This window comes from Giesbergeria sp., assembly GCF_028686475.1.
In the GTDB taxonomy this organism is placed as follows: Bacteria; Pseudomonadota; Gammaproteobacteria; order Burkholderiales; family Burkholderiaceae_C; genus Simplicispira.
This window is the reverse complement of record NZ_JAQUCA010000001.1, coordinates 262,992-280,978: the sequence shown is the minus strand read 5'-3', so window position 1 is coordinate 280,978 and position 17,987 is coordinate 262,992. Positions and strand designations below refer to the sequence as shown.

The following is a 17,987-nucleotide window of genomic DNA, read 5'->3' as shown; positions in this document are numbered from 1 at the left end:
ACAGCCTGTGGAGAGGAAGGCGCTGGCTTGGGTCGTAAGACCCGAGTGAAACCGGCCTCTGTGAAGCAGGAAGCAAGCGGTAGATTTAATCAGAAATGATTAGATTTGCGTAGGTATTGCAGAACGGCCTGTGCCACGTCGAAGGTAGATAGCTCGGCAAGCTTGGTTGTTGCGCTCGTTGTCAACTCTTAGACTTTCCTGATGGTTTACATGGAATCATCGTAATCACTTGTTTACAAATTAGCAATCCCACTTTTTTGATGCAATGCCGCCCGACCTGCTGGTGCAGGCCAGTCGTTAAACTTGGGCCTTCTGTCTTTGCACGGCCTGCGTGGTCTTTGGATGTCTACCTCTCCCCGTTCCCGTACTGTCTTGGTCACTGGCGCTGCCCGGCGTTTGGGCCGCCAAATCGCCCTGACACTGGCCGCTGCCGGTTGGCAGGTGGCCGTGCATTACCGCCACTCGGCCCCCGAGGCACAAGCCACCGTGGCAGACTGCCAAGCCTTGGGCGCAGTCAGCGCCTGCTTTGCTGCCAACTTTGACGATGAAGCCGCTGTCCGCGCTTTGCTGCCCCAAGTGCTGGCGCATTTTGGTACGGTGGATGCAGTGGTCAACAGCGCCTCTTTGTTTGAACACGATGATGCGGCCAGCTTGGGCTTTGCCAGCTTAGAAAAACACCTGCGTAGCAACACCGCCGCCCCGATTATTCTGGCGCAAGCCCTGCACCAGCACCTAGAGGCACGCGCCGCTGCGGGCGAGGCCCACGTGCAAGGCGCCGTGGTCAATTTGCTAGACCAAAAACTCTGGAACCAAAACCCCGATTTTTTGAGTTACACCCTGTCCAAGGCCGCCTTAGAAGCGGCCAACACCATGCTGGCGCTGGCCTTGGCCCCACGTCTGCGCGTGGTCGGGGTAGCGCCCGGCCTGACCCTGACCAGCCCGTTTTTAACCGCAGAAAAATTCCAGCAATTGCACGCTTTAAGTCCGCTGGGGCGTTCCTCCACGGCGGAAGATGTAGCTGCCACGGTACAGTTTGCGTTGCAAAACCGCTCCATCACCGGCACCACCTTGCTGGTGGATGGCGGCCAGCATTTGCTGAAGTTTGAGCGCGATTTTTCGCTGATGTAACCTTGCGGCGCACGCCCTGATTTTTTATGTACAACGCCGCAGGCACCCATATCCTAACGCTGATTGGTTTGCGTTTTAATGCCAATTTGGGCATCCTAGACCACGAAAAAACCGCCCCCCAGCCCATTCAAGTGGATGCGGAACTCAACTTGGGCACGCAGCCCTTGCGCCCACGTGATGACGACATCGCCCATGTGCTGGATTACCGCAAGGTGCGCCAAATCATCATTGATGAATGCACCGCCGAACACGTCAACTTGTTAGAAAGCCTGATTGGCAAATTGGCGCACCGCCTCATGCTGCTGCCCGGTGTGTTGGGCGTGCGCGTCAAAATTGCCAAACTCGAAATTTTTGATGACTGCGAAGTGGCGATTCGTGTCGAAACCGGACAGTGGTAAATCTGCTCGAATCCCTCCCCTTTTTTTATGAACGCAAGTAATCCCCCCAGTTGGACGGCTGAAGAAGCCGCCACGTCCACGCCAGACAAAAGCTTCAAAATAGAACGCGAAACCCACAAGCTGGAAAAGCGCCTGTGCCGCGAAGCGGGCCGCGCCATCGTGCAATACAACATGATTGAAGAGGGCGACAAGGTCATGGTGTGCATGTCGGGCGGCAAAGACAGCTACACCCTGCTGGACATCCTGCTCAAACTCAAGGCGCGCGCCCCGATTCACTTTGACTTGGTGGCCGTCAACTTAGACCAAAAGCAACCCGGCTTTCCGGAGCATGTGCTGCCCGACTACCTCAAAAGCACCGGCGTGCCGTTCCATATCGAGAACGAAGATACCTACAGCATCGTCAAGCGCATCATTCCCGAAGGCAAAACCACTTGCAGCCTGTGCAGTCGGCTGCGCCGGGGCATTTTGTACCGCGTGGCCGATGAGCTGGGTGCGACCAAAATTGCCTTGGGCCACCACCGCGACGACATTTTGCAAACCCTGCTGCTGAACATGTTTTTTGGTGGCAAGCTCAAATCGATGCCGCCTAAGCTGGTCAGTGACGATGGCAAACATGTGGTTATCCGGCCTTTGGCGTTTGTGGCCGAAAAAGACACCACGCGCTGGGCCGCGCACCGCAACTTCCCTATCATCCCGTGCAACCTGTGTGGCAGCCAAGAAAACCTGCAACGCAAACAGGTGGGCGAGATGCTGCGCGATTGGGAAAAACGCTTTCCGGGCCGCATCGAAAACATGTTCAACGCGCTGCAAAACGTCGTGCCCAGCCACTTGTTGGATGGCCGCCTGTTTGACTTTGCCAACGCCCAAGCCACTGGCATCGCCGACGACAACGGCGACAAAGCCTTTGATACCGAAGAGTTCTCTGCCCCCTCCAGCTTGCCGGGGGTGCAAGTGGTGCAGATAGGTTGAACCGGTTAAATCTAAATCCCATGCAAGCCACCCGATTGATTGCCATTCGCCACGGCGAAACCGCTTGGAATGTCGATGCGCGCATCCAAGGTCATTTGGACATTCCGCTCAATGACATCGGCCACTGGCAGGCCCAGCAGGTAGCACGCGCGCTGGCCGACGAGCCTATCACAGCGATTTATGCCAGTGATTTGCAACGCGCCCAAGCCACCGCCCAAGCCTTGGCCGACACCACCGGCGCGCCTTTAACCCCAGAGCCGGGCCTGCGTGAGCGCTGCTTTGGCGATATGGAAGGCAGCACCTTTGCCGAAGTAGAAATCAGCCACCCCGAGCAAGCGCGGCGCTGGCGCGAACGCGACCCACATTTTGCAGCTGATGGGGGCGAAAGCCTGTTGCAATTGCGCGACCGTATCGCAGCCACGACCAGCCGGTTGGCCCAACAACACCTTGGCGGCTTGGTGGTGCTGGTAGCCCACGGGGGGGTGATGGATATTTTGTACCGCCTCGCCACCGGCCAAAGCCTGCAAGCACCGCGCACCTGGATGTTGACCAACGCTGCCATCAACCGCCTACTCTGGACACCAGAGGGGCTGACGCTGGTCGGTTGGGCGGATACGCAACACCTAGAGGCGCACAGCAGCCGCGATGAATCTACGGTTTAGGTCGCGTTAGCGGTATCCAATCCCTACAGCAGCATAGGCCACCATAGAAGCTAGATTCGAGACACCTTGCGCCTCTCGGTAAAATCCGCAACTTTCCACCGTTCCCACCCTCCGGACCTGCCCCATGGCCAACTCTCAACAAATGGCGAATGCAATCCGCGCACTCGCAATGGATGCCGTTCAACAAGCCAACTCCGGTCACCCCGGCGCCCCTATGGGCATGGCCGATATGGCCGTGGCATTGTGGGGCCGCCACCTCCAGCACAACCCCGCCAACCCCCAATGGGCCGACCGCGACCGCTTTGTGCTGTCCAACGGCCACGGCTCCATGCTGCTGTACGCGCTGTTGCACCTGACCGGCTACGACCTGCCGATGCAAGAGCTGAAGGACTTCCGTAAACTGCACAGCAAAACCGCTGGCCACCCCGAAGTCGGCGTGACCCCCGGTGTCGAAACCACCACTGGCCCACTGGGCCAAGGCATTACCAATGCCGTGGGTTTTGCACTGGCAGAAAAGCTGTTGGCTAAAGAGTTCAACCGCAAGGCGGGCAAGGTCAACCACACCATTGTGGATCACCACACCTACGTCTTTTTGGGCGATGGCTGCCTGATGGAAGGCATCAGCCACGAAGCCGTAGCCTTGGCCGGTGCTTGGAAGCTGAACAAGCTGATCGCTCTGTACGACGACAACGGCATCAGCATTGACGGCCAAGTCGCCCCTTGGTTCATCGACAACACCCCCCAGCGCTTTACCGCCTGCGGCTGGAATGTGATTGGCCCCATCGACGGCCACGATGCCGATGCAGTCGATGCCGCCATCGCCCAAGCCAAGCAAAGCAGCGACAAGCCCACGCTGATCGTCTGCAAGACCCATATCGGCAAGGGCAGCCCCAACCGCGCCAACACCGCCAAAGCGCACGGCGAGCCACTGGGTGCCGAAGAAATCGCCCTGACGCGCAAAGAGCTGGGCTGGGAACACGCACCGTTTGTGATTCCTAAGGACGTGGCTGCCGACTGGAACGCCACCAAGGCCGGTGCCAAATTGGAAGCCGACTGGAACAAGCGCTTTGCCGCCTACAGCAAAGCCTTCCCAGAGTTGGCTGCCGAGTTCACCCGCCGCATGAATGGCGACCTGCCCCCTAGCTTTGCCCAAGTGGCCGTGGATACCGTGGTCCACGCGCATCGCAATGGTGAGACCGTGGCCAGCCGCAAGGCCAGCCAGTTGGCACTGGAAGCCTTTACCGCCGCCCTGCCTGAACTGCTCGGCGGCAGTGCCGACCTGACCGGCTCCAACCTGACCAACACCAAGAGCACGCCCAACTTGCGCTTTGACGCTGCCGGTGATGTGGTGCAAACTGAAATCAACGGCCAACTGGTCGGTGGCCGCCACATCAACTACGGTGTGCGCGAGTTCGGCATGGCCGCCATCATGAACGGTGTGGCCCTGCACGGTGGCTTTATCCCCTACGGCGGTACTTTCCTGACCTTCTCGGATTACAGCCGCAACGCCATCCGCATGGCCGCGCTGATGAAGCTGCGCGTGGTACACGTCTTTACCCACGACTCCATCGGGCTGGGCGAAGATGGCCCGACGCACCAATCCATCGAACACGCCGCCAGCCTGCGCCTGATTCCCAATCTGGATGTGTGGCGTCCCGCCGACACGGCAGAAACCGCTGTGGCGTGGAGCGTAGCCATCTCCAATCGCAACAAGCCCACCGCGCTGCTACTCAGCCGCCAAAACCTGCCTTACGCCCCCAAGCGTGATTTGGGCGACATCAGCCGGGGCGCTTATGTGCTGTCCGAGCCGCGCGATGTGGGCCTGAAAGACAAGGCCCAAGCCGTCATCATCGCTACTGGCTCTGAAGTGCAATTGGCACTCAAGGCACAGCGCCTGCTGGCCGAGAAAAAGATTGCCGTGCGCGTAGTGTCTATGCCCAGCACCACCACCTTTGACCAGCAAGACGTGAAGTACAAAAAAGCCATGCTGCCCGCCGGTTTGCCACGCATTGCCGTAGAAATGGGCGTGACGGACTTCTGGTGGAAGTACGGCTGCGCTGCCGTGATTGGCATCGACACCTACGGCGAATCGGCACCCGCCCCGGTACTGTTTGAGCATTTTGGCTTTACCGCCGAGAACGTCGCCGCCACCGTGCAGGCTGCCCTCAAGCGCAAATAATTTTTTCGATTTTGGCAAGCAACTCTGGAGAAAAAACCATGACCATCAAGATTGGCATCAACGGCTTTGGCCGCATTGGCCGCAACGTACTGCGCTCGGCGCTGCAAAACTTCCAAGACATCGAAGTCGTCGGTATCAACGACCTGTTGGAACCCGAATATCTGGCCTATATGCTGCAATACGACAGCGTGCATGGCCGCTTCAAGGGTGAAGTGTCGGTGGAAGGCTCCAACCTCATCGTCAACGGCAAAAAAATCCGCCTGACGCAAGAGCGCGACCCGGCCAACCTGAAGTGGAACGAAGTCGGTGCCGATGTCGTCATTGAATCGACCGGCCTGTTCTTGGACAAGGTCACGGCGCAAAAGCACATTGATGCAGGCGCGAAGAAGGTGATTTTGTCTGCTCCTTCCAAGGACGACACCCCGATGTTTGTGTTTGGCGTGAACCACGACACCTACCAGGGCGAAGCCATCATCTCCAACGCTTCTTGCACCACCAACTGCTTGGCCCCCGTGGCCAAGGTGCTGCACGACAAGTGGGGCATCAAGCGCGGCCTGATGACTACCGTACACGCCGCTACTGCGACGCAAAAAACCGTCGATGGCCCCTCCAACAAAGACTGGCGCGGTGGCCGTGGCATCTTGGAAAACATCATCCCCTCTAGCACCGGCGCTGCCAAGGCCGTGGGCGTGGTGATTCCATCGCTGAACAAGAAGCTGACCGGTATGTCGTTCCGCGTGCCCACGTCGGACGTGTCGGTGGTCGATTTGACCGTGGAGCTGGAAAACGCCGCCTCCTACGAAGAAATCAAGGCCGAAATGAAGGCCCAGTCCGAAGGCGCGCTCAAGGGCGTGCTGGGTTACACCGAAGACAAGGTGGTGGCGACGGACTTCCGTGGCGACACCCGCACTTCCATCTTTGATGCCGACGCTGGTATCGCGCTGGATGGTACCTTCGTCAAAATCGTGAGCTGGTACGACAACGAATGGGGTTATTCGAACAAGTGTTTGGAAATGGTGCGCGTGGTTTCTAAGTAAACTGCCTGCCGCTGTAGCCTGCAACAACGCGCCTTCGGGCGCGTTTTTTTTAAGTGGCTGGCCAAGGAGTTTTGGGATGACAGAAAAACGGGTTCCCTTTGATATCGCCCGCTACCTTGACAGCGAGGAGGCGATTGCCGAGTACCTGACCCAAGTGCTGGCAGACGGCGACGCTGACGAGTTGCTCTGTGCCATTGGCCACATTGCCAAAGCCAAGGGCATGGCCCAAGTCGCCAAGGATGCCGGACTAGGGCGCGAAAGCCTTTACAAGGCGCTGGCCCCCGGCTCTAAGCCGTGCTTTGATACCATCTTGCGGGTCACCCGTGCGTTGGGCGTGACGTTTACGGCTACATCGACACACGCCAATGTGGTTTTGGAAAACTGAGCCTGGCCCCTTTGTTCCCAAGCCCTTGTAGGGAGGGGGAACTTTATGTGGTAACCTTCTTATAAACCAAGATAAAATTTTTGAACCAAGTGTCTTTTAAACTTACTTGAGGTGAGTAGCTAGGCATAAAAAATAAATCAGAGGACAGATTATATATGCCGCTGCCACTTATCCCCATTATTTCCGCACTTATTGCTGGCGGAACTCTAGTTCCACATGCCGCTGGTGGCATGATTGTCACATCGGCCGTTGGTGGGTATGTCGCTGGTACGTATCTAAGTACCGCAGCTATTGGGAGCCTGCTTGCTGCAGCTTCTACTACTCTTGGAGCTGGTGCTTTATATCTCTCCGGTGTCGCGGGTAGCGTTGTCGGTAGTGCTGGAGCATTTGGAACAACTGTCGGAGCAACTGGAGTTAAAGGCGCGCTGATGTCAGCCGGGATCATTTCTTCTACCCCCATCTGGGTTCCCATCGTAGTTGGAAGTGCGGCTATTGGCGGCGCAGCTGGACTTGGCTATGGTGCTTATCGACTCTTCAAGTTGAAAAAAAAGATCGCGGGCACTGCGAACAATAAAGAAGCTCAGTTTACAGAAATCGAAGCAAAGATAGTTGAGCGAGTGATTAAACGCCTAGCTAACAGTGAGAAACCGAGAAATGCAACCTAATGCAACCTAATATTTCAATCCGTCAGATCGTTAAATTGTTGTTTGCCAATTTTGAAGTCTAGGATTTACCTAGTATTCCATAGTATATTATTTTTGAAGCAGTAGTTTAATAAAACATTTTTATAGAGAAAGATCAACAAATGAAATCCACAAAAAAATATTACAAATTCATTTTTCCAATTTTAATGTTTTTAGCGCATTCAATTTCAAGTGCGCAAATTACAGCAGTAGGAAGTCAAATAGGCCAATCGCAATCAACAACCTATAGTACGACTGTTTTGGTTCCTGAAGAAAGAGTTGGTAATGCTAATATTTATTTGGCTTTCCTTTTAAATAATTATTTTTATTTTTGGAGTGAATCTACTGGTTTCGTTCCATATTCAGGCCAAGCAACGGTGCCATTCGTAAGAAAAGCTGTTTCTTCAACTGAGTCATTTTCATTAACGGGATTAGATATTCGATCTGCTATTGGTACTTTGGTGTATGTAGGATATGGATCGACAGTAGAGTCGATGGTTGAAAACGGCACTTATGTCCAAATTGGAAAGCTTGTTGATCGACCGCCGGGAATATTGAGCCTATTCAAAACTCCTGAAACATTATTTGGAGGATTTGGAGGGGGGTGTGGATTTTTTTCTAATGACTGCAGTGACACATTGCTATCCCTTCCATATTCTACTTCATCAATGATGAGTGCTAGTGTAAATTGTATTGGTAGCGGATGTGCATCAACTTATAAAGTTGGTGAATTTAAGCTGAAAGCATCCGGGCAAAGCTTTACGATAGTCAACTTACAAGCCATTAATAATAATTCATTTTTGCCCATTACGCCATTTTTTGATGGCCTAGTAAATAATCAAAAAATAGATGATGGCCAATCTGTTTCTTTCAGTTTGCACTCCCCTTTTACTGGTGGGCAATATGCAAATTTGACCTACTCTTTTACTATTCTTGAGACAGGTGAAACATTTAACTACACAGTTCAATTAAAAACAAACTGAAATCGAAATAGCATTAAGAATAAAGGGGCCAAGGTCGAATTATTTTTGGCGTTGGCGCTAACCCGGTGCTCAAGTGGACAGCTTGCACCTGCCGCTTACCTTATACGTTCAGAGTAAGCCATCCAAACCCTTGCGCTCCAGCAAATGGAGGAGTTTCAAAGAGGGGCCACTGGGGTGTTTATCACCTATTTCCCATTTGCGCACGGTCGATAGGCTGATGTTAAGCACTGCGGCCAACACCGATTGGCTGAGCTTGAACCTTTCGCGCAAGGCCCGGATTTGTTCACTGTGGTACGGTGGCACTGGTGCAAGACACAGCGCGTCATATTTCAACATCTTGCGCTTGTCAATGAACCCCAGACGATGCAAATCTGTGGCAGTTTCATGGACTGCCTCAAAAATAAGGCTTTTGGGCTTAGCTTTTGTGGTCATGGCAAATTTCCTGTAAAGCACCGTCTTGAACGGCGATATCCAACGCAATCGCGGTGTGCCCCAGCAGGTCAGCAGCAATATCCTGCAACGCGGCTAATTCATCATTCGATATATTAGCCCGCTCGCTTTTCTCAAACCCGAACACGAAAAACCAGCGATTACCTTTGTTGGTGGCAACCAAAGTTCTGGCTCCGCCGCGTTTGCCACGCCCAGCAAGGCCGACTCGTTTTTTCACGACCCCGCCGCCCAGATCAGCATCGATCAAGCCTTGCGACATTTCTGCCACGGCTGCACACAATGCCTGATCGGTGAGGTCGGTTTTACGCATCCAGCGGGCAAAGTACCGCGTTTTGAAAACTCGATTCATGTGTATAGTATGCCACTAAGTGGCATATTTTAGTTTGTGTTTGGCGTGAACCACGACACCTACCAGGGCGAGGCCATCATCTCCAACGCTTCTTGCACCACCAACTGCTTGGCCCCTGTGGCCAAGGTGCTGCACGACAAGTGGGGCATCAAGCGCGGCCTGATGACTACCGTACACGCAGCGACTGCCACACAAAAAACCGTCGATGGCCCCTCCAACAAAGACTGGCGCGGTGGCCGTGGCATCTTGGAAAACATCATTCCCTCTAGCACTGGCGCTGCCAAGGCTGTGGGCGTGGTGATTCCATCGCTGAACAAGAAGCTGACCGGCATGTCCTTCCGCGTGCCCACCTCGGACGTGTCCGCGGTCGATTTGACCGTGGAGCTGGAAAACGCCGCTTCTTACGAAGAAATCAAGGCCGAAATGAAGGCCCAATCCGAAGGCGCACTCAAGGGCGTGCTGGGCTACACCGAAGACAAGGTGGTAGCCACCGACTTCCGTGGCGGCACCCGCACTTCCATCTTTGATGCCGACGCTGGTATCGCGCTGGATGGCACTTTCGTCAAGGTAGTCAGCTGGTACGACAACGAATGGGGTTATTCGAACAAGTGTTTGGAAATGGTGCGCGTGGTTTCTAAGTAAACCAGCTGTTGCCTCAGCCTGTAACAACGCGCCTTCGGGCGCGTTTTTTGTTGTCCGTGCTAACTTACGCAAGTAACGTACACTGCTCTGATGAAAGCAATTTTTGTTGAGCTTCCTGCTTTTTCGCGCTACCGAAGTACCTAACTTGTTGCGCCCCGTGGTTGCCAGTTACTTACGGAACTAGCGCTCCGGTAGAGAATCCCAGCATCTGGTATCTAATCCATTTCTGTTTTTAGCTCCACTTTCAAAGGTTCCTATCATGGCCTCTCTTGGTTCCATCGGCAGTTCTGGTATGCAGGCGGCACAAATGCGCTTGGATGCATCGGCCAACAATGTGGCCAATGCCGACACCCCCAACTACAAGCGCGTAGCCGTAAAGCAAGAAGCTGCCCCCGACAACGCGGGCACCCGTGCGCGCATGGAGCGCCAAAGCAACGAGCAAGTGCGGCTAGAAAAAGAGGCGGTGGAGCAAATTTCGGCCACCTATTCATTTGCTGCCAATCTGCTGTCGGTCGAAACCGAAAGCCGCATGATGGGCACGCTGCTTGACGAGCGCGCCTAAGCGCAGCGCAACCCCCTCGGGCGCTATCATGGCCGCTTAGCTTTTAAGTTCCTTGGGAGTGCCACCATGTCCGCCTTGCCGCAAACCAAAGCCAGCTTCAGCGCCGATGATTATTTGGCCTGGGAGGCTACCCAGCCCGAGCGCCATGAGTTTGTCGATGGCGAAATTTTTGCGATGGCCGGTGCCGAAGACCGGCATGTCACGGTCACTGGAAATGTCTATATGGCCTTGCGCCAGCATTTGCGCGGCACGCCCTGCCGTACTTTCATGGCCGATATGAAGGTGCAAGCCGATGCTGCCAGCAGTTACTTTTACCCCGACATCGTCGTCACTTGCAGTGCAGCCGATGCCCAAAGCCGCCAAATCAAGCGCGAGCCGTTGCTGATTGTCGAAGTGTTATCGCCCGGCACCGAAGCCTACGACCGGGGCGAGAAATTTCAGCGTTACCGCCAAATGCCCAGCTTGGCCGAGTATGCGCTGGTGGATATAGAACGCCGCCGGGTGGATGTGTTTCGCAAGCAGCCCGATGGGCTGTGGGTGTTGCACCCGTTTGAGTCGGCAGAATCTGTGGTCTTGGCCAGTGTCGATGTAACGCTAGATGCCGAAACGCTCTATGCCGAGATAGACCTGGACTGAGCGCCCAGCCTGAGCGCCCACCAGCACCCTCGGGCGCTATGATGCGGGCTACTCGTTTTCTCTCTTTTCCACCCTTTGAGTCCCTCGGGAGCAAGCATGGCCTCCTTCTTCGACGTTTTTAAGAGCGATTTTGTCAAGAAACAATTCATTGACATCCTGCAATGGACCGAAGACAGCGACGGCACGCTGGCTTGGCGCTATCCGATGCTGGACATGGAAATCCAGAACGGTGGCACACTGGTGGTGCGCGAGTCGCAAATGGCGGTGTTCGTCAACGAAGGGCAGGTGGCCGATGTGTTTGGCCCCGGCACCTACAAACTGACCACGCAAACCCTGCCGGTACTCACTTACCTGAAAAACTGGGACAAGCTGTTCCAATCGCCCTTCAAGAGCGATGTCTATTTTTTCAGCACACGCCAGCAAATTGACCAAAAATGGGGCACGCCACAGCCCATCACCATCCGCGATAAAGATTTTGGTGCTGTGCGCCTGCGCGCCTTTGGCAACTACGCCTACCGCGTGGCCGACCCTAAACTGTTCCACACCGAAATCTCGGGCACGCGCGCCGCTTACACCGTGGCCGAAGTCGATGGCCAGCTGCGCGGCTTGGTGCTGCAAAACATCAGCAACGCCATTGCCAGCAGCGGCGTACCATTTTTAGACTTGGCCGCCAACCAGCTGATGTTTGCCAACGCCCTGTCCAAAGAGCTGGAGCCGGCCTTTGCCAAAATTGGCCTCAAACTAGAAACCCTGACGGTACAAAACCTGTCGCTGCCCGAAGAACTGCAAAAGCTGCTCGACCAAAAAATTGGCATGGGCATGATTGGCAACGACATGGGCAAGTTCATGCAGTACCAAACGGCACAGGCCATTCCGCAGTTTGCCGCAGCAGCTGGGCAAGCTGGTGGTGGCGGGGGCAGCATTGCCGGTGATGCGATGGGCTTGGGTGCAGGCATGGCGATGGGCCAGATGATGGCGCAGACCATGCAAGCAGGCTTGGGTGGCGCACACGCTGCTCCCCCAGCTGCGGCCCCAGTAGCTCCAGTGGCCGCAGCACTGGCCCCTGCCGTGGCCCCAGTGGGTATCTCGCCCGATGAGGTCATGTCCACGCTGGAAAAACTGGCCGACCTCAAGGCCAAGGGTATCCTGACACAAGAAGAGTTCGATGCCAAAAAGGCCGAGCTGCTGAAAAAACTGGTCTAAGCGGCCCGGAGGATGGCCACCGACACCCCCCAGCGCAGCTACCGTGCGCCCTGCCCCGGCTGTGGTGCGCCGGTAGAGTTTAAGAGCGCCCAATCCACGCACGCCGTGTGCGGCTACTGCCAAAGCACGGTAGTACGCAATGGCGAGGTGTTGCAGCGCTTGGGCAAAATGGCCGAGCTGTTTGACGACCACAGCCCCTTGCAGCTGAATGCCAGTGGGCGCATTGCCTTGGATGGCCAAAATCTGCCCTTCACGCTGATTGGCCGTTTGCAATACAAAGCCGAAACCGGCACTTGGACCGAGTGGGTGGCCTTTTTGCAAGATGGCAGCATGGCCACCTTGGGCGAAGACAACGGCGCTTACGTCTTTACCCGGTCGGTGGATGCGGGCCGCCAATTGCCAGCGGCCAGCCAATTTCGCATTGGCATCACCACCGCCATCAATGGCAAACCGTACAGCGTGGCCGCCAATGTGCAGGCGGCGTTGATGTCGGCCCAAGGCGAGTTGCCCAAACTGCCCGCGCTGGGCGAAAAATTCAGCATGGTGGAGTTGCGTAGCGAAGATGGCGAAGTGCTGTCGATTGACTACGGCAGCACACCACCCAAGGTAGAGCGGGGCCGGGCCATTCAGTTAGAAGACCTGCATTTGCAGGGCCTGAAAGAAGAATCGGTCAAAGAAGAAAAAGGCCGCCAATTCAATTGCCCGCACTGCGGCGCGCCGGTCACGGTCAAACTCAGCAGCACCAAAAGCCTGACCTGCCCCTCGTGCGCCAGCATCATCACCTTGGACAGCGGCGTGGGCGGCGAGTTGCGCCATGCCCTGCAACAGGAGCCGGTGCAACCGCTGATTCCCTTGGGCAGCTTGGGCCAATTAGAGGGCGTGCAGTGGCAGGTGGTAGGCTTTCAGCACCGCATGGGCCAAGAACCCGGCGACGATGAGCAGTTTGGCTGGAGCGAATACCTGCTGTTCCATCGCAAACGGGGTTTTTGCTTTCTGGTGGATGCCGAAGATGGCTGGAGCTTGGTGCGCCCCACCACCGGCGCACCCAAACTGGCCGGTGGTGGCAAAACCGCCAGCTATTTGGGCCAAAGCTACCAACTGCAATACAGCTACAAGGCCGAAACCACCTATGTGCTGGGCGAGTTCTACTGGCCAGTAGAGCGCGGCCAAAAAACCTTTAACCGTGATTTTGCTGGCCCCAAGGGCTTGCTGTCGATGGAGCAAACGCCGCAAGAAGTGACGTGGTCGCACGGTGAAAAAATCACCAGCGACAAGGTAGCGGCGGCTTTTAAGCTCGATGCCAACAAAAACCTGTTCAAGCGCCAAGATGCCGCGCCGCTGTCGAGCAGTTCGGGCATCGGCTGTGGCACCCTGATTTTGATAGCCTTTGTGATTTTGATTATTTTGGTGCTGCTGAGTACCTGCTCGAACAATTCCAGTGGTGGTTCGGGGGGCGGTGGCAGTTACCGCAGTTCAGGCGGCTCGTTTGGTGGCTTTTCTACCGGCGGCGGTCATAAATAAACTTTTACCCGGAGAACATCACCATGATGGGACTTGAATGGCTACGCCCAGCCGCGTTTTTAGGCTCGATACTGTTTGCCTTGATTGGTGTGCTGGTGTTTTGGATCAGCTTTATCATCATCGACAAGCTCACGCCCTACGATTTGTGGGGCGAGATTGTCGAAAAACACAACAAGGCGCTGGCGCTGGTCGTCGCGGCCATGTGTTTGGGCATTAGCATCATTGTGGCGGCGGCCATCCACGGCGGCTAATTCTGCCCAGCCCATGCCTGTGAGGCTTTTTCAAAACTCTGCTTGTTCTTTTGCGTATGTCCACACCTCCTATTCCTGCCACCTCTGAATCTGAAACCCTGCAATGGAGCGATGCGTTTTTGCTGGGTTTTGCGCCGATGGACGACATTCACCACGAGTTTGTTGAATTGGTAGGCCAATTGCAAACCGCCCCCGAGGCACAATTGCCTGCCTTGTTAGAAGCCTTTATCGTCCACGCACAAAAGCATTTTGACGAAGAAAAAGCCTGGATGGTAGAGACCGATTTTCCGGCGCGCGATTGCCACATCGACGAACATGCAGCCGTCATGAATTCGGTGCTAGAAGTGCGTGGCCTATTGGCCCAAGGCAACAGCACTATTTGCCGTGAACTGGCCGACGAGCTGGCGCGCTGGTTTCCGGGCCATGCCGATTATTTAGACTCGGCCTTATCCCATTGGATGTGCCAAAAACGCTTGGGCGGCAAGCCGGTGGTGTTGCGGCGCAATGTGGCTTCGGCGGCTTAAACGCCCGGCCTTATTTGGGCAAAACATCGGGGCGCTCGGGGCGCGGCATATCTATCAGCACGGCACCGGCCTGGTGCAGGCCCCGCACTTCGACGCTGCTGCCGTGGTGGCGCAGGCGCTCGACCACTTTGTCCAGCGCTGCCAGTGCGGTGATGTCCCAAAAATGCGCCCTTGAGACATCAATATACACTGGGCGCTGTTGGGCACCACGAATATCAAACGCCTCGATAAACGCATCGGCCGAGGCAAAAAACACCTGTCCTGTCACCAGCCACGTGCGCGTACCCGTGGCCGCGTCATCGCTGCACTGCACTTGCAACATGCGCGAGACCTTAAAAGCAAAAAACACCCCACTGAGCAGCACGCCCACCGCCACCCCAGCGGCCAGATTGTGCGTGCCAATCGTCACCACTACCGTGGCCAACATCACCGCACTGGACAGGCGCGGGTGGTGCAACAAAGCGCCCAGAGATTTCCAATCAAACGTCTCGACCGACACCATCACCATGATGGCCACCAGAGCAATCACCGGCACCTGTGACACCCAAGGCTTGAGCAGCACCATCAAAATCAGCAAAAACACCCCGGCAAACAGGGTAGAAAGCCGCCCACGGCCACCATACTTGACGTTGCCCACCGCCTGACCAATCATGCCGCAGCCAGCAATGCCACCAAAGCAACTGGCGGCGATATTGGCCAGCCCCAAGCCGGTGCATTCGCGGTTTTTGTTGCTGGGGGTATCGGTCAGTTCATCGACCACGGCAGCGGTCAGCACCGATTCAAGCAAGCCAACAAAGGCAATCGCCAAAGCAGGCAGGGCAATAATGCGTAGCGTTTGCCAATCCCACGGCACTTGGGGCAGGGCGAAGAAAGGCAGGCTTTCGGGCAGTTGGCCCAAATCGGCCACCGTGGCCGAGGGCAGGCCCAGCGTGCTAGACAACCCAGTCAGCAGCAAGACACACACCAAAGGCGGCGGAATGAGCGTCAAGGCCCGCCAGCCGAGCCAAGCCGCCAAGCGCGGCAAGCCATAAATCAGCAGCAAGCCTAGGGCCAGCATCGCCAAGGTAGCAGTGTTGGCTCCACCCAAATGGGGCCACTGTGCCGCAAAAATCAATACCGCCAGCGCATTGACAAAGCCGGTGCGTACCGAGCTAGAGACAAAGCGCATCAGCACCCCCAGCTTGAGCCAGCCAAACAGCACCTGCACCAGCCCGGCCAATAGCCCAGCCGCCAGTAAATAGCCCAAGCCATGCGACTGCATCAGCGGAGCTGCCACCAACGCCACCGAACCCGCTGCCGCCGACACCATGGCCGGACGGCCACCAAAAAAGGCAATCACCACACTGATGACAAACGAGGCGAACAAGCCCACCGAAGGGGCTACCCCGGCGACAAAAGAAAAAGCGATAACCTCGGGGATGAGGGCAAAAGTGGCCACGGCCCCGGCCAACAATTCGCGTGGAATGCCGTTAGGTGCCCATTCGGTGTGCCAGCGTGTAGAACGCAATAGTTTCATGGACAAAAACAAGCGACTTTAAGGCATCCCTCCAAATCGGTCTTCGCTTCTTAGCCCGAGGCTCGATGCGTCCAGGGCGCGCTCGCAGGTGCAGCTTGCCTATGTTTTGCAGCAGTGCCTGCACCAGCGCAGCACATCCATCCCTAGCGGCGCCTTGATCACCCGAAAATCGACCTCAATGTTCCAGCGTATGGCGTACTACAATTGATTGAGTGCTTTGGCGCTGGTATAGCTGGGCTGGCGCATGGTACTGATCAGTATCCGGCTATTGATTTGGCTCTCGCGCATGTGCATGCTGGATGTCTGCCCACATTCAAATTCTTGCCTCGGGGCTTATTTTTGTGCCATGCTACTTTAGCACCAGATCACCAGTGCAGAGAGGCCACTTTGGCCGCTGTACGCCAAGAATCAGAACGGCGAAATGCTGTTAAAAAATCGCCCCAGCCAGCCCATTGCTTGTACCTCGGCTTGGGCACCACGACCGCGCGATTCAATGCGGACATTGGCCACTTGGGTTGAGGTCACGATGCTGCCCGGCTGCAAAGAGCGCGGGTCCACCGTGCCGGAAAAGCGCAGCACATCCACGTTTTGATTGACGCCAATTTGCTTCTCGCCTGCAATCACCAAATGGCCATTGGGCAATACTTCTATCACGCTGGCCGTGATAGAGCCGGTAAAGGTGTTGGCGCTTTCGGTGCCGCCCTTGCCCGTAAAGTTGTTGGTGGACTCGGCACCGATTTTGGTTTTGGCCAGCTTGGCAGCATTGATAAACGGCAGGGCGCTAATGCCACCGCTGATGCTGCCCTCGCGGTCCACGGTAGAGGAAGAGGTTTGCCGCGCGGTGATGTTTTCGGTAATTTGCACCGTCACCACATCGCCCACCAAACGTGCGCGCCGGTCTTCAAACGCTGGGCGGTAGCTGGCACTGTGAAACAGCCCACCCGTTACCGGTGCAGCATGGCTACGAAACGCGGGCGCACTGACGACGGGGGCGGTGGTGGGCAGCACATCCACGGGTGGCGGTGGCGACAAGCTGGCGCAGCCGCTCAGTAACAGCGCCAACGCGCTACCGGGCAGGGTGATGGCAGTGGGGCGCATGGCAATGTCCTTACAGTTGGTTGAGTTTGGCCAGCATTTGGTCCGAGGTGGAGATGGCCTTGGAGTTCATCTCGTAGGCGCGCTGGGTTTGAATCATGGTGACCAACTCTTGCACCACATTCACGTTGGAGGTTTCTAAAAAGCCTTGCTTGATGATGCCCAGGCCATTGGTACCGGGTTGGCCTTCTTGCGGTTGCCCCGAGGCCGCCGACTCGCGGAACAGGTTTTGTCCCAGTGGCTCTAGCCCGGCGGGGTTGATAAAGTTAGACATGGCCAGCTGGCCCATAGGCTGCGGCTGTGGGTTGCCCGGCATCAAGGCCGACACTTGGCCAGTGGCATCGATAGCGACACTGGTGGCACCGGGTGGGATGGTGATGCCGTTGGCCACCGGCAGGCCGCTGGAGGTGACCAAGCGCCCTTGGGCATCCAATTGGAACGAACCATCGCGCGTGTAGCCCAAGGTGCCGTCGGGCATGGTAACGCTCAAAAAACCACTGCCACTGATAGCCACATCCAGATTATTGTTCGATTGTTGCAACGGGCCTTGGGTAAAGTTGCGGCTGGTGGCCACGGTACGCACGCCCAAGCCCAAGTGCAGGCCGGTGGGCAACTGGTTTTGCTCGGTGGTGTTGGCCCCGACTTGGCGCAGGTTTTGGTAAATCAGGTCTTCAAACACCGCATTGTTGCGTTTGAAGCCGTTGGTCGAGACGTTGGCCAGGTTGTGCGAGATGACATCCAGCTGGGTCTGCTGGGCTTCCATGCCGGTCTTGGCAATCCACAGGGAGTTGATCATGGCGTTTTCCTTTTGGCC

Annotated in this window: 19 protein-coding genes and 2 pseudogenes; 16 read left to right on the top strand and 5 right to left on the bottom strand. The window is 56.1% G+C overall.

Annotated elements, in window-relative coordinates:
* Positions 1-342: 342 nt before the first annotated feature.
* The 9 genes and pseudogenes from PHX60_RS01375 to PHX60_RS01335 all read left to right on the top strand — a co-directional run bounded on the left by PHX60_RS01375 (position 343) and on the right by PHX60_RS01335 (position 8,424).
* On the top strand, positions 343-1,128 hold the full coding sequence (locus tag PHX60_RS01375) for an SDR family oxidoreductase (protein ID WP_300073597.1): 786 nt from the start codon (positions 343-345) through the stop codon (positions 1,126-1,128).
* 26 nt (positions 1,129-1,154) lie between these two features.
* Positions 1,155-1,526: a dihydroneopterin aldolase gene (locus PHX60_RS01370; protein WP_300073594.1), complete on the top strand. Its 372-nt coding sequence runs from the start codon at positions 1,155-1,157 to the stop codon at positions 1,524-1,526.
* A 27-nt stretch (positions 1,527-1,553) separates the two neighbouring features.
* Positions 1,554-2,495 carry a tRNA 2-thiocytidine(32) synthetase TtcA gene (ttcA, locus tag PHX60_RS01365; protein ID WP_300073591.1) on the top strand — a complete coding sequence of 314 codons (942 nt, stop codon included), beginning with the start codon at positions 1,554-1,556 and terminating at the stop codon, positions 2,493-2,495.
* A 20-nt stretch (positions 2,496-2,515) separates the two neighbouring features.
* Positions 2,516-3,157: a histidine phosphatase family protein gene (locus PHX60_RS01360; protein ID WP_300073589.1), complete on the top strand. Its 642-nt coding sequence runs from the start codon at positions 2,516-2,518 to the stop codon at positions 3,155-3,157.
* Positions 3,158-3,266: 109 nt separating this feature from the next.
* A pseudogene (gene tkt, locus PHX60_RS01355) lies at positions 3,267-5,336 on the top strand (transketolase); the annotation flags it as partial.
* A 38-nt stretch (positions 5,337-5,374) separates the two neighbouring features.
* On the top strand, positions 5,375-6,373 hold the full coding sequence (gap, locus tag PHX60_RS01350; RefSeq protein WP_300073586.1) for a type I glyceraldehyde-3-phosphate dehydrogenase: 999 nt from the start codon (positions 5,375-5,377) through the stop codon (positions 6,371-6,373).
* Positions 6,374-6,449: 76 nt separating this feature from the next.
* Entirely contained in the window at positions 6,450-6,758 is a 309-nt protein-coding gene (locus PHX60_RS01345; protein WP_300073584.1) for an addiction module antidote protein, read from the top strand.
* 155 nt (positions 6,759-6,913) lie between these two features.
* Complete coding sequence (locus PHX60_RS01340) at positions 6,914-7,423, top strand: hypothetical protein (protein WP_300073581.1); 510 nt, start codon at positions 6,914-6,916, stop codon at positions 7,421-7,423.
* 140 nt (positions 7,424-7,563) lie between these two features.
* Positions 7,564-8,424, top strand: coding sequence for a hypothetical protein (locus PHX60_RS01335; protein ID WP_300073578.1), 861 nt, complete (start codon positions 7,564-7,566; stop codon positions 8,422-8,424).
* Between the two features lie 108 nt (positions 8,425-8,532).
* Here PHX60_RS01335 and PHX60_RS01330 read toward each other — a convergent pair whose 3' ends face one another.
* Both PHX60_RS01330 and PHX60_RS01325 read right to left on the bottom strand, forming a co-directional pair.
* Positions 8,533-8,856 carry a DNA-binding transcriptional regulator gene (locus tag PHX60_RS01330; protein ID WP_300073575.1) on the bottom strand — a complete coding sequence of 108 codons (324 nt, stop codon included), beginning with the start codon at positions 8,854-8,856 and terminating at the stop codon, positions 8,533-8,535.
* The gene (locus PHX60_RS01325; RefSeq protein WP_300073573.1) at positions 8,840-9,223 is read right to left on the bottom strand and encodes a type II toxin-antitoxin system RelE/ParE family toxin; all 384 of its coding nucleotides are present in this window, start codon (positions 9,221-9,223) and stop codon (positions 8,840-8,842) included. Before PHX60_RS01325 ends, PHX60_RS01330 begins: the two co-directional genes overlap by 17 nt.
* 33 nt (positions 9,224-9,256) lie before the next feature.
* Here PHX60_RS01325 and PHX60_RS01320 point away from each other — a divergent pair.
* The 7 genes and pseudogenes from PHX60_RS01320 to PHX60_RS01290 all read left to right on the top strand — a co-directional run.
* Positions 9,257-9,865 (top strand): annotated as a pseudogene (locus PHX60_RS01320) (type I glyceraldehyde-3-phosphate dehydrogenase); the annotation flags it as partial.
* Positions 9,866-10,124: 259 nt separating this feature from the next.
* The gene (locus PHX60_RS01315; RefSeq protein WP_300073571.1) at positions 10,125-10,427 is read left to right on the top strand and encodes a flagellar basal body protein; all 303 of its coding nucleotides are present in this window, start codon (positions 10,125-10,127) and stop codon (positions 10,425-10,427) included.
* Between the two features lie 66 nt (positions 10,428-10,493).
* Positions 10,494-11,063: a Uma2 family endonuclease gene (locus PHX60_RS01310; protein WP_300073567.1), complete on the top strand. Its 570-nt coding sequence runs from the start codon at positions 10,494-10,496 to the stop codon at positions 11,061-11,063.
* 96 nt (positions 11,064-11,159) lie between these two features.
* Positions 11,160-12,266 carry an SPFH domain-containing protein gene (locus PHX60_RS01305; protein WP_300073564.1) on the top strand — a complete coding sequence of 369 codons (1,107 nt, stop codon included), beginning with the start codon at positions 11,160-11,162 and terminating at the stop codon, positions 12,264-12,266.
* 12 nt (positions 12,267-12,278) lie between these two features.
* Complete coding sequence (locus tag PHX60_RS01300; protein ID WP_300073561.1) at positions 12,279-13,787, top strand: DUF4178 domain-containing protein; 1,509 nt, start codon at positions 12,279-12,281, stop codon at positions 13,785-13,787.
* Positions 13,788-13,810: 23 nt separating this feature from the next.
* Positions 13,811-14,038, top strand: a complete 228-nt coding sequence (locus tag PHX60_RS01295) for a DUF350 domain-containing protein (RefSeq protein WP_300073559.1) — start codon at positions 13,811-13,813, stop codon at positions 14,036-14,038.
* Positions 14,039-14,094: 56 nt separating this feature from the next.
* Positions 14,095-14,562, top strand: coding sequence for a hemerythrin domain-containing protein (locus PHX60_RS01290; RefSeq protein ID WP_300073556.1), 468 nt, complete (start codon positions 14,095-14,097; stop codon positions 14,560-14,562).
* A gap of 10 nt (positions 14,563-14,572) precedes the next feature.
* On the opposite strand, the gene PHX60_RS01285 is transcribed toward PHX60_RS01290, so the two are convergent.
* From PHX60_RS01285 to flgG, 3 genes are all read right to left on the bottom strand, one after another.
* Positions 14,573-16,078 (bottom strand): SulP family inorganic anion transporter, encoded by a 1,506-nt coding sequence (locus tag PHX60_RS01285; protein WP_300073554.1) that lies wholly within the window; start codon positions 16,076-16,078, stop codon positions 14,573-14,575.
* Positions 16,079-16,486: 408 nt separating this feature from the next.
* Positions 16,487-17,176, bottom strand: a complete 690-nt coding sequence (locus PHX60_RS01280; RefSeq protein WP_300073551.1) for a flagellar basal body L-ring protein FlgH — start codon at positions 17,174-17,176, stop codon at positions 16,487-16,489.
* 10 nt (positions 17,177-17,186) lie between these two features.
* Positions 17,187-17,969 carry a flagellar basal-body rod protein FlgG gene (flgG, locus tag PHX60_RS01275; RefSeq protein WP_300073548.1) on the bottom strand — a complete coding sequence of 261 codons (783 nt, stop codon included), beginning with the start codon at positions 17,967-17,969 and terminating at the stop codon, positions 17,187-17,189.
* Positions 17,970-17,987 lie beyond the last annotated feature (18 nt).

Excerpts from the sequence above, each read along its gene's own strand:
- PHX60_RS01340 (WP_300073581.1), top strand. The coding sequence starts at position 6,914 with ATGCCGCTGCCACTTATCCCCATTATTTCCGCACTTATTGCTGGCGGA.
- PHX60_RS01360 (WP_300073589.1), top strand. The coding sequence starts at position 2,516 with ATGCAAGCCACCCGATTGATTGCCATTCGCCACGGCGAAACCGCTTGG.
- PHX60_RS01335 (WP_300073578.1), top strand. The coding sequence starts at position 7,564 with ATGAAATCCACAAAAAAATATTACAAATTCATTTTTCCAATTTTAATG.
- PHX60_RS01300 (WP_300073561.1), top strand. The coding sequence starts at position 12,279 with ATGGCCACCGACACCCCCCAGCGCAGCTACCGTGCGCCCTGCCCCGGC.
- PHX60_RS01285 (WP_300073554.1), bottom strand. The coding sequence starts at position 16,078 with ATGAAACTATTGCGTTCTACACGCTGGCACACCGAATGGGCACCTAAC.
- PHX60_RS01315 (WP_300073571.1), top strand. The coding sequence starts at position 10,125 with ATGGCCTCTCTTGGTTCCATCGGCAGTTCTGGTATGCAGGCGGCACAA.
- PHX60_RS01290 (WP_300073556.1), top strand. The coding sequence starts at position 14,095 with ATGTCCACACCTCCTATTCCTGCCACCTCTGAATCTGAAACCCTGCAA.
- PHX60_RS01295 (WP_300073559.1), top strand. The coding sequence starts at position 13,811 with ATGATGGGACTTGAATGGCTACGCCCAGCCGCGTTTTTAGGCTCGATA.
- ttcA (WP_300073591.1), top strand. The coding sequence starts at position 1,554 with ATGAACGCAAGTAATCCCCCCAGTTGGACGGCTGAAGAAGCCGCCACG.
- PHX60_RS01305 (WP_300073564.1), top strand. The coding sequence starts at position 11,160 with ATGGCCTCCTTCTTCGACGTTTTTAAGAGCGATTTTGTCAAGAAACAA.
- PHX60_RS01280 (WP_300073551.1), bottom strand. The coding sequence starts at position 17,176 with ATGCGCCCCACTGCCATCACCCTGCCCGGTAGCGCGTTGGCGCTGTTA.
- PHX60_RS01370 (WP_300073594.1), top strand. The coding sequence starts at position 1,155 with ATGTACAACGCCGCAGGCACCCATATCCTAACGCTGATTGGTTTGCGT.
- PHX60_RS01330 (WP_300073575.1), bottom strand. The coding sequence starts at position 8,856 with ATGACCACAAAAGCTAAGCCCAAAAGCCTTATTTTTGAGGCAGTCCAT.
- PHX60_RS01375 (WP_300073597.1), top strand. The coding sequence starts at position 343 with ATGTCTACCTCTCCCCGTTCCCGTACTGTCTTGGTCACTGGCGCTGCC.
- flgG (WP_300073548.1), bottom strand. The coding sequence starts at position 17,969 with ATGATCAACTCCCTGTGGATTGCCAAGACCGGCATGGAAGCCCAGCAG.
- PHX60_RS01345 (WP_300073584.1), top strand. The coding sequence starts at position 6,450 with ATGACAGAAAAACGGGTTCCCTTTGATATCGCCCGCTACCTTGACAGC.
- PHX60_RS01325 (WP_300073573.1), bottom strand. The coding sequence starts at position 9,223 with ATGAATCGAGTTTTCAAAACGCGGTACTTTGCCCGCTGGATGCGTAAA.
- PHX60_RS01310 (WP_300073567.1), top strand. The coding sequence starts at position 10,494 with ATGTCCGCCTTGCCGCAAACCAAAGCCAGCTTCAGCGCCGATGATTAT.
- gap (WP_300073586.1), top strand. The coding sequence starts at position 5,375 with ATGACCATCAAGATTGGCATCAACGGCTTTGGCCGCATTGGCCGCAAC.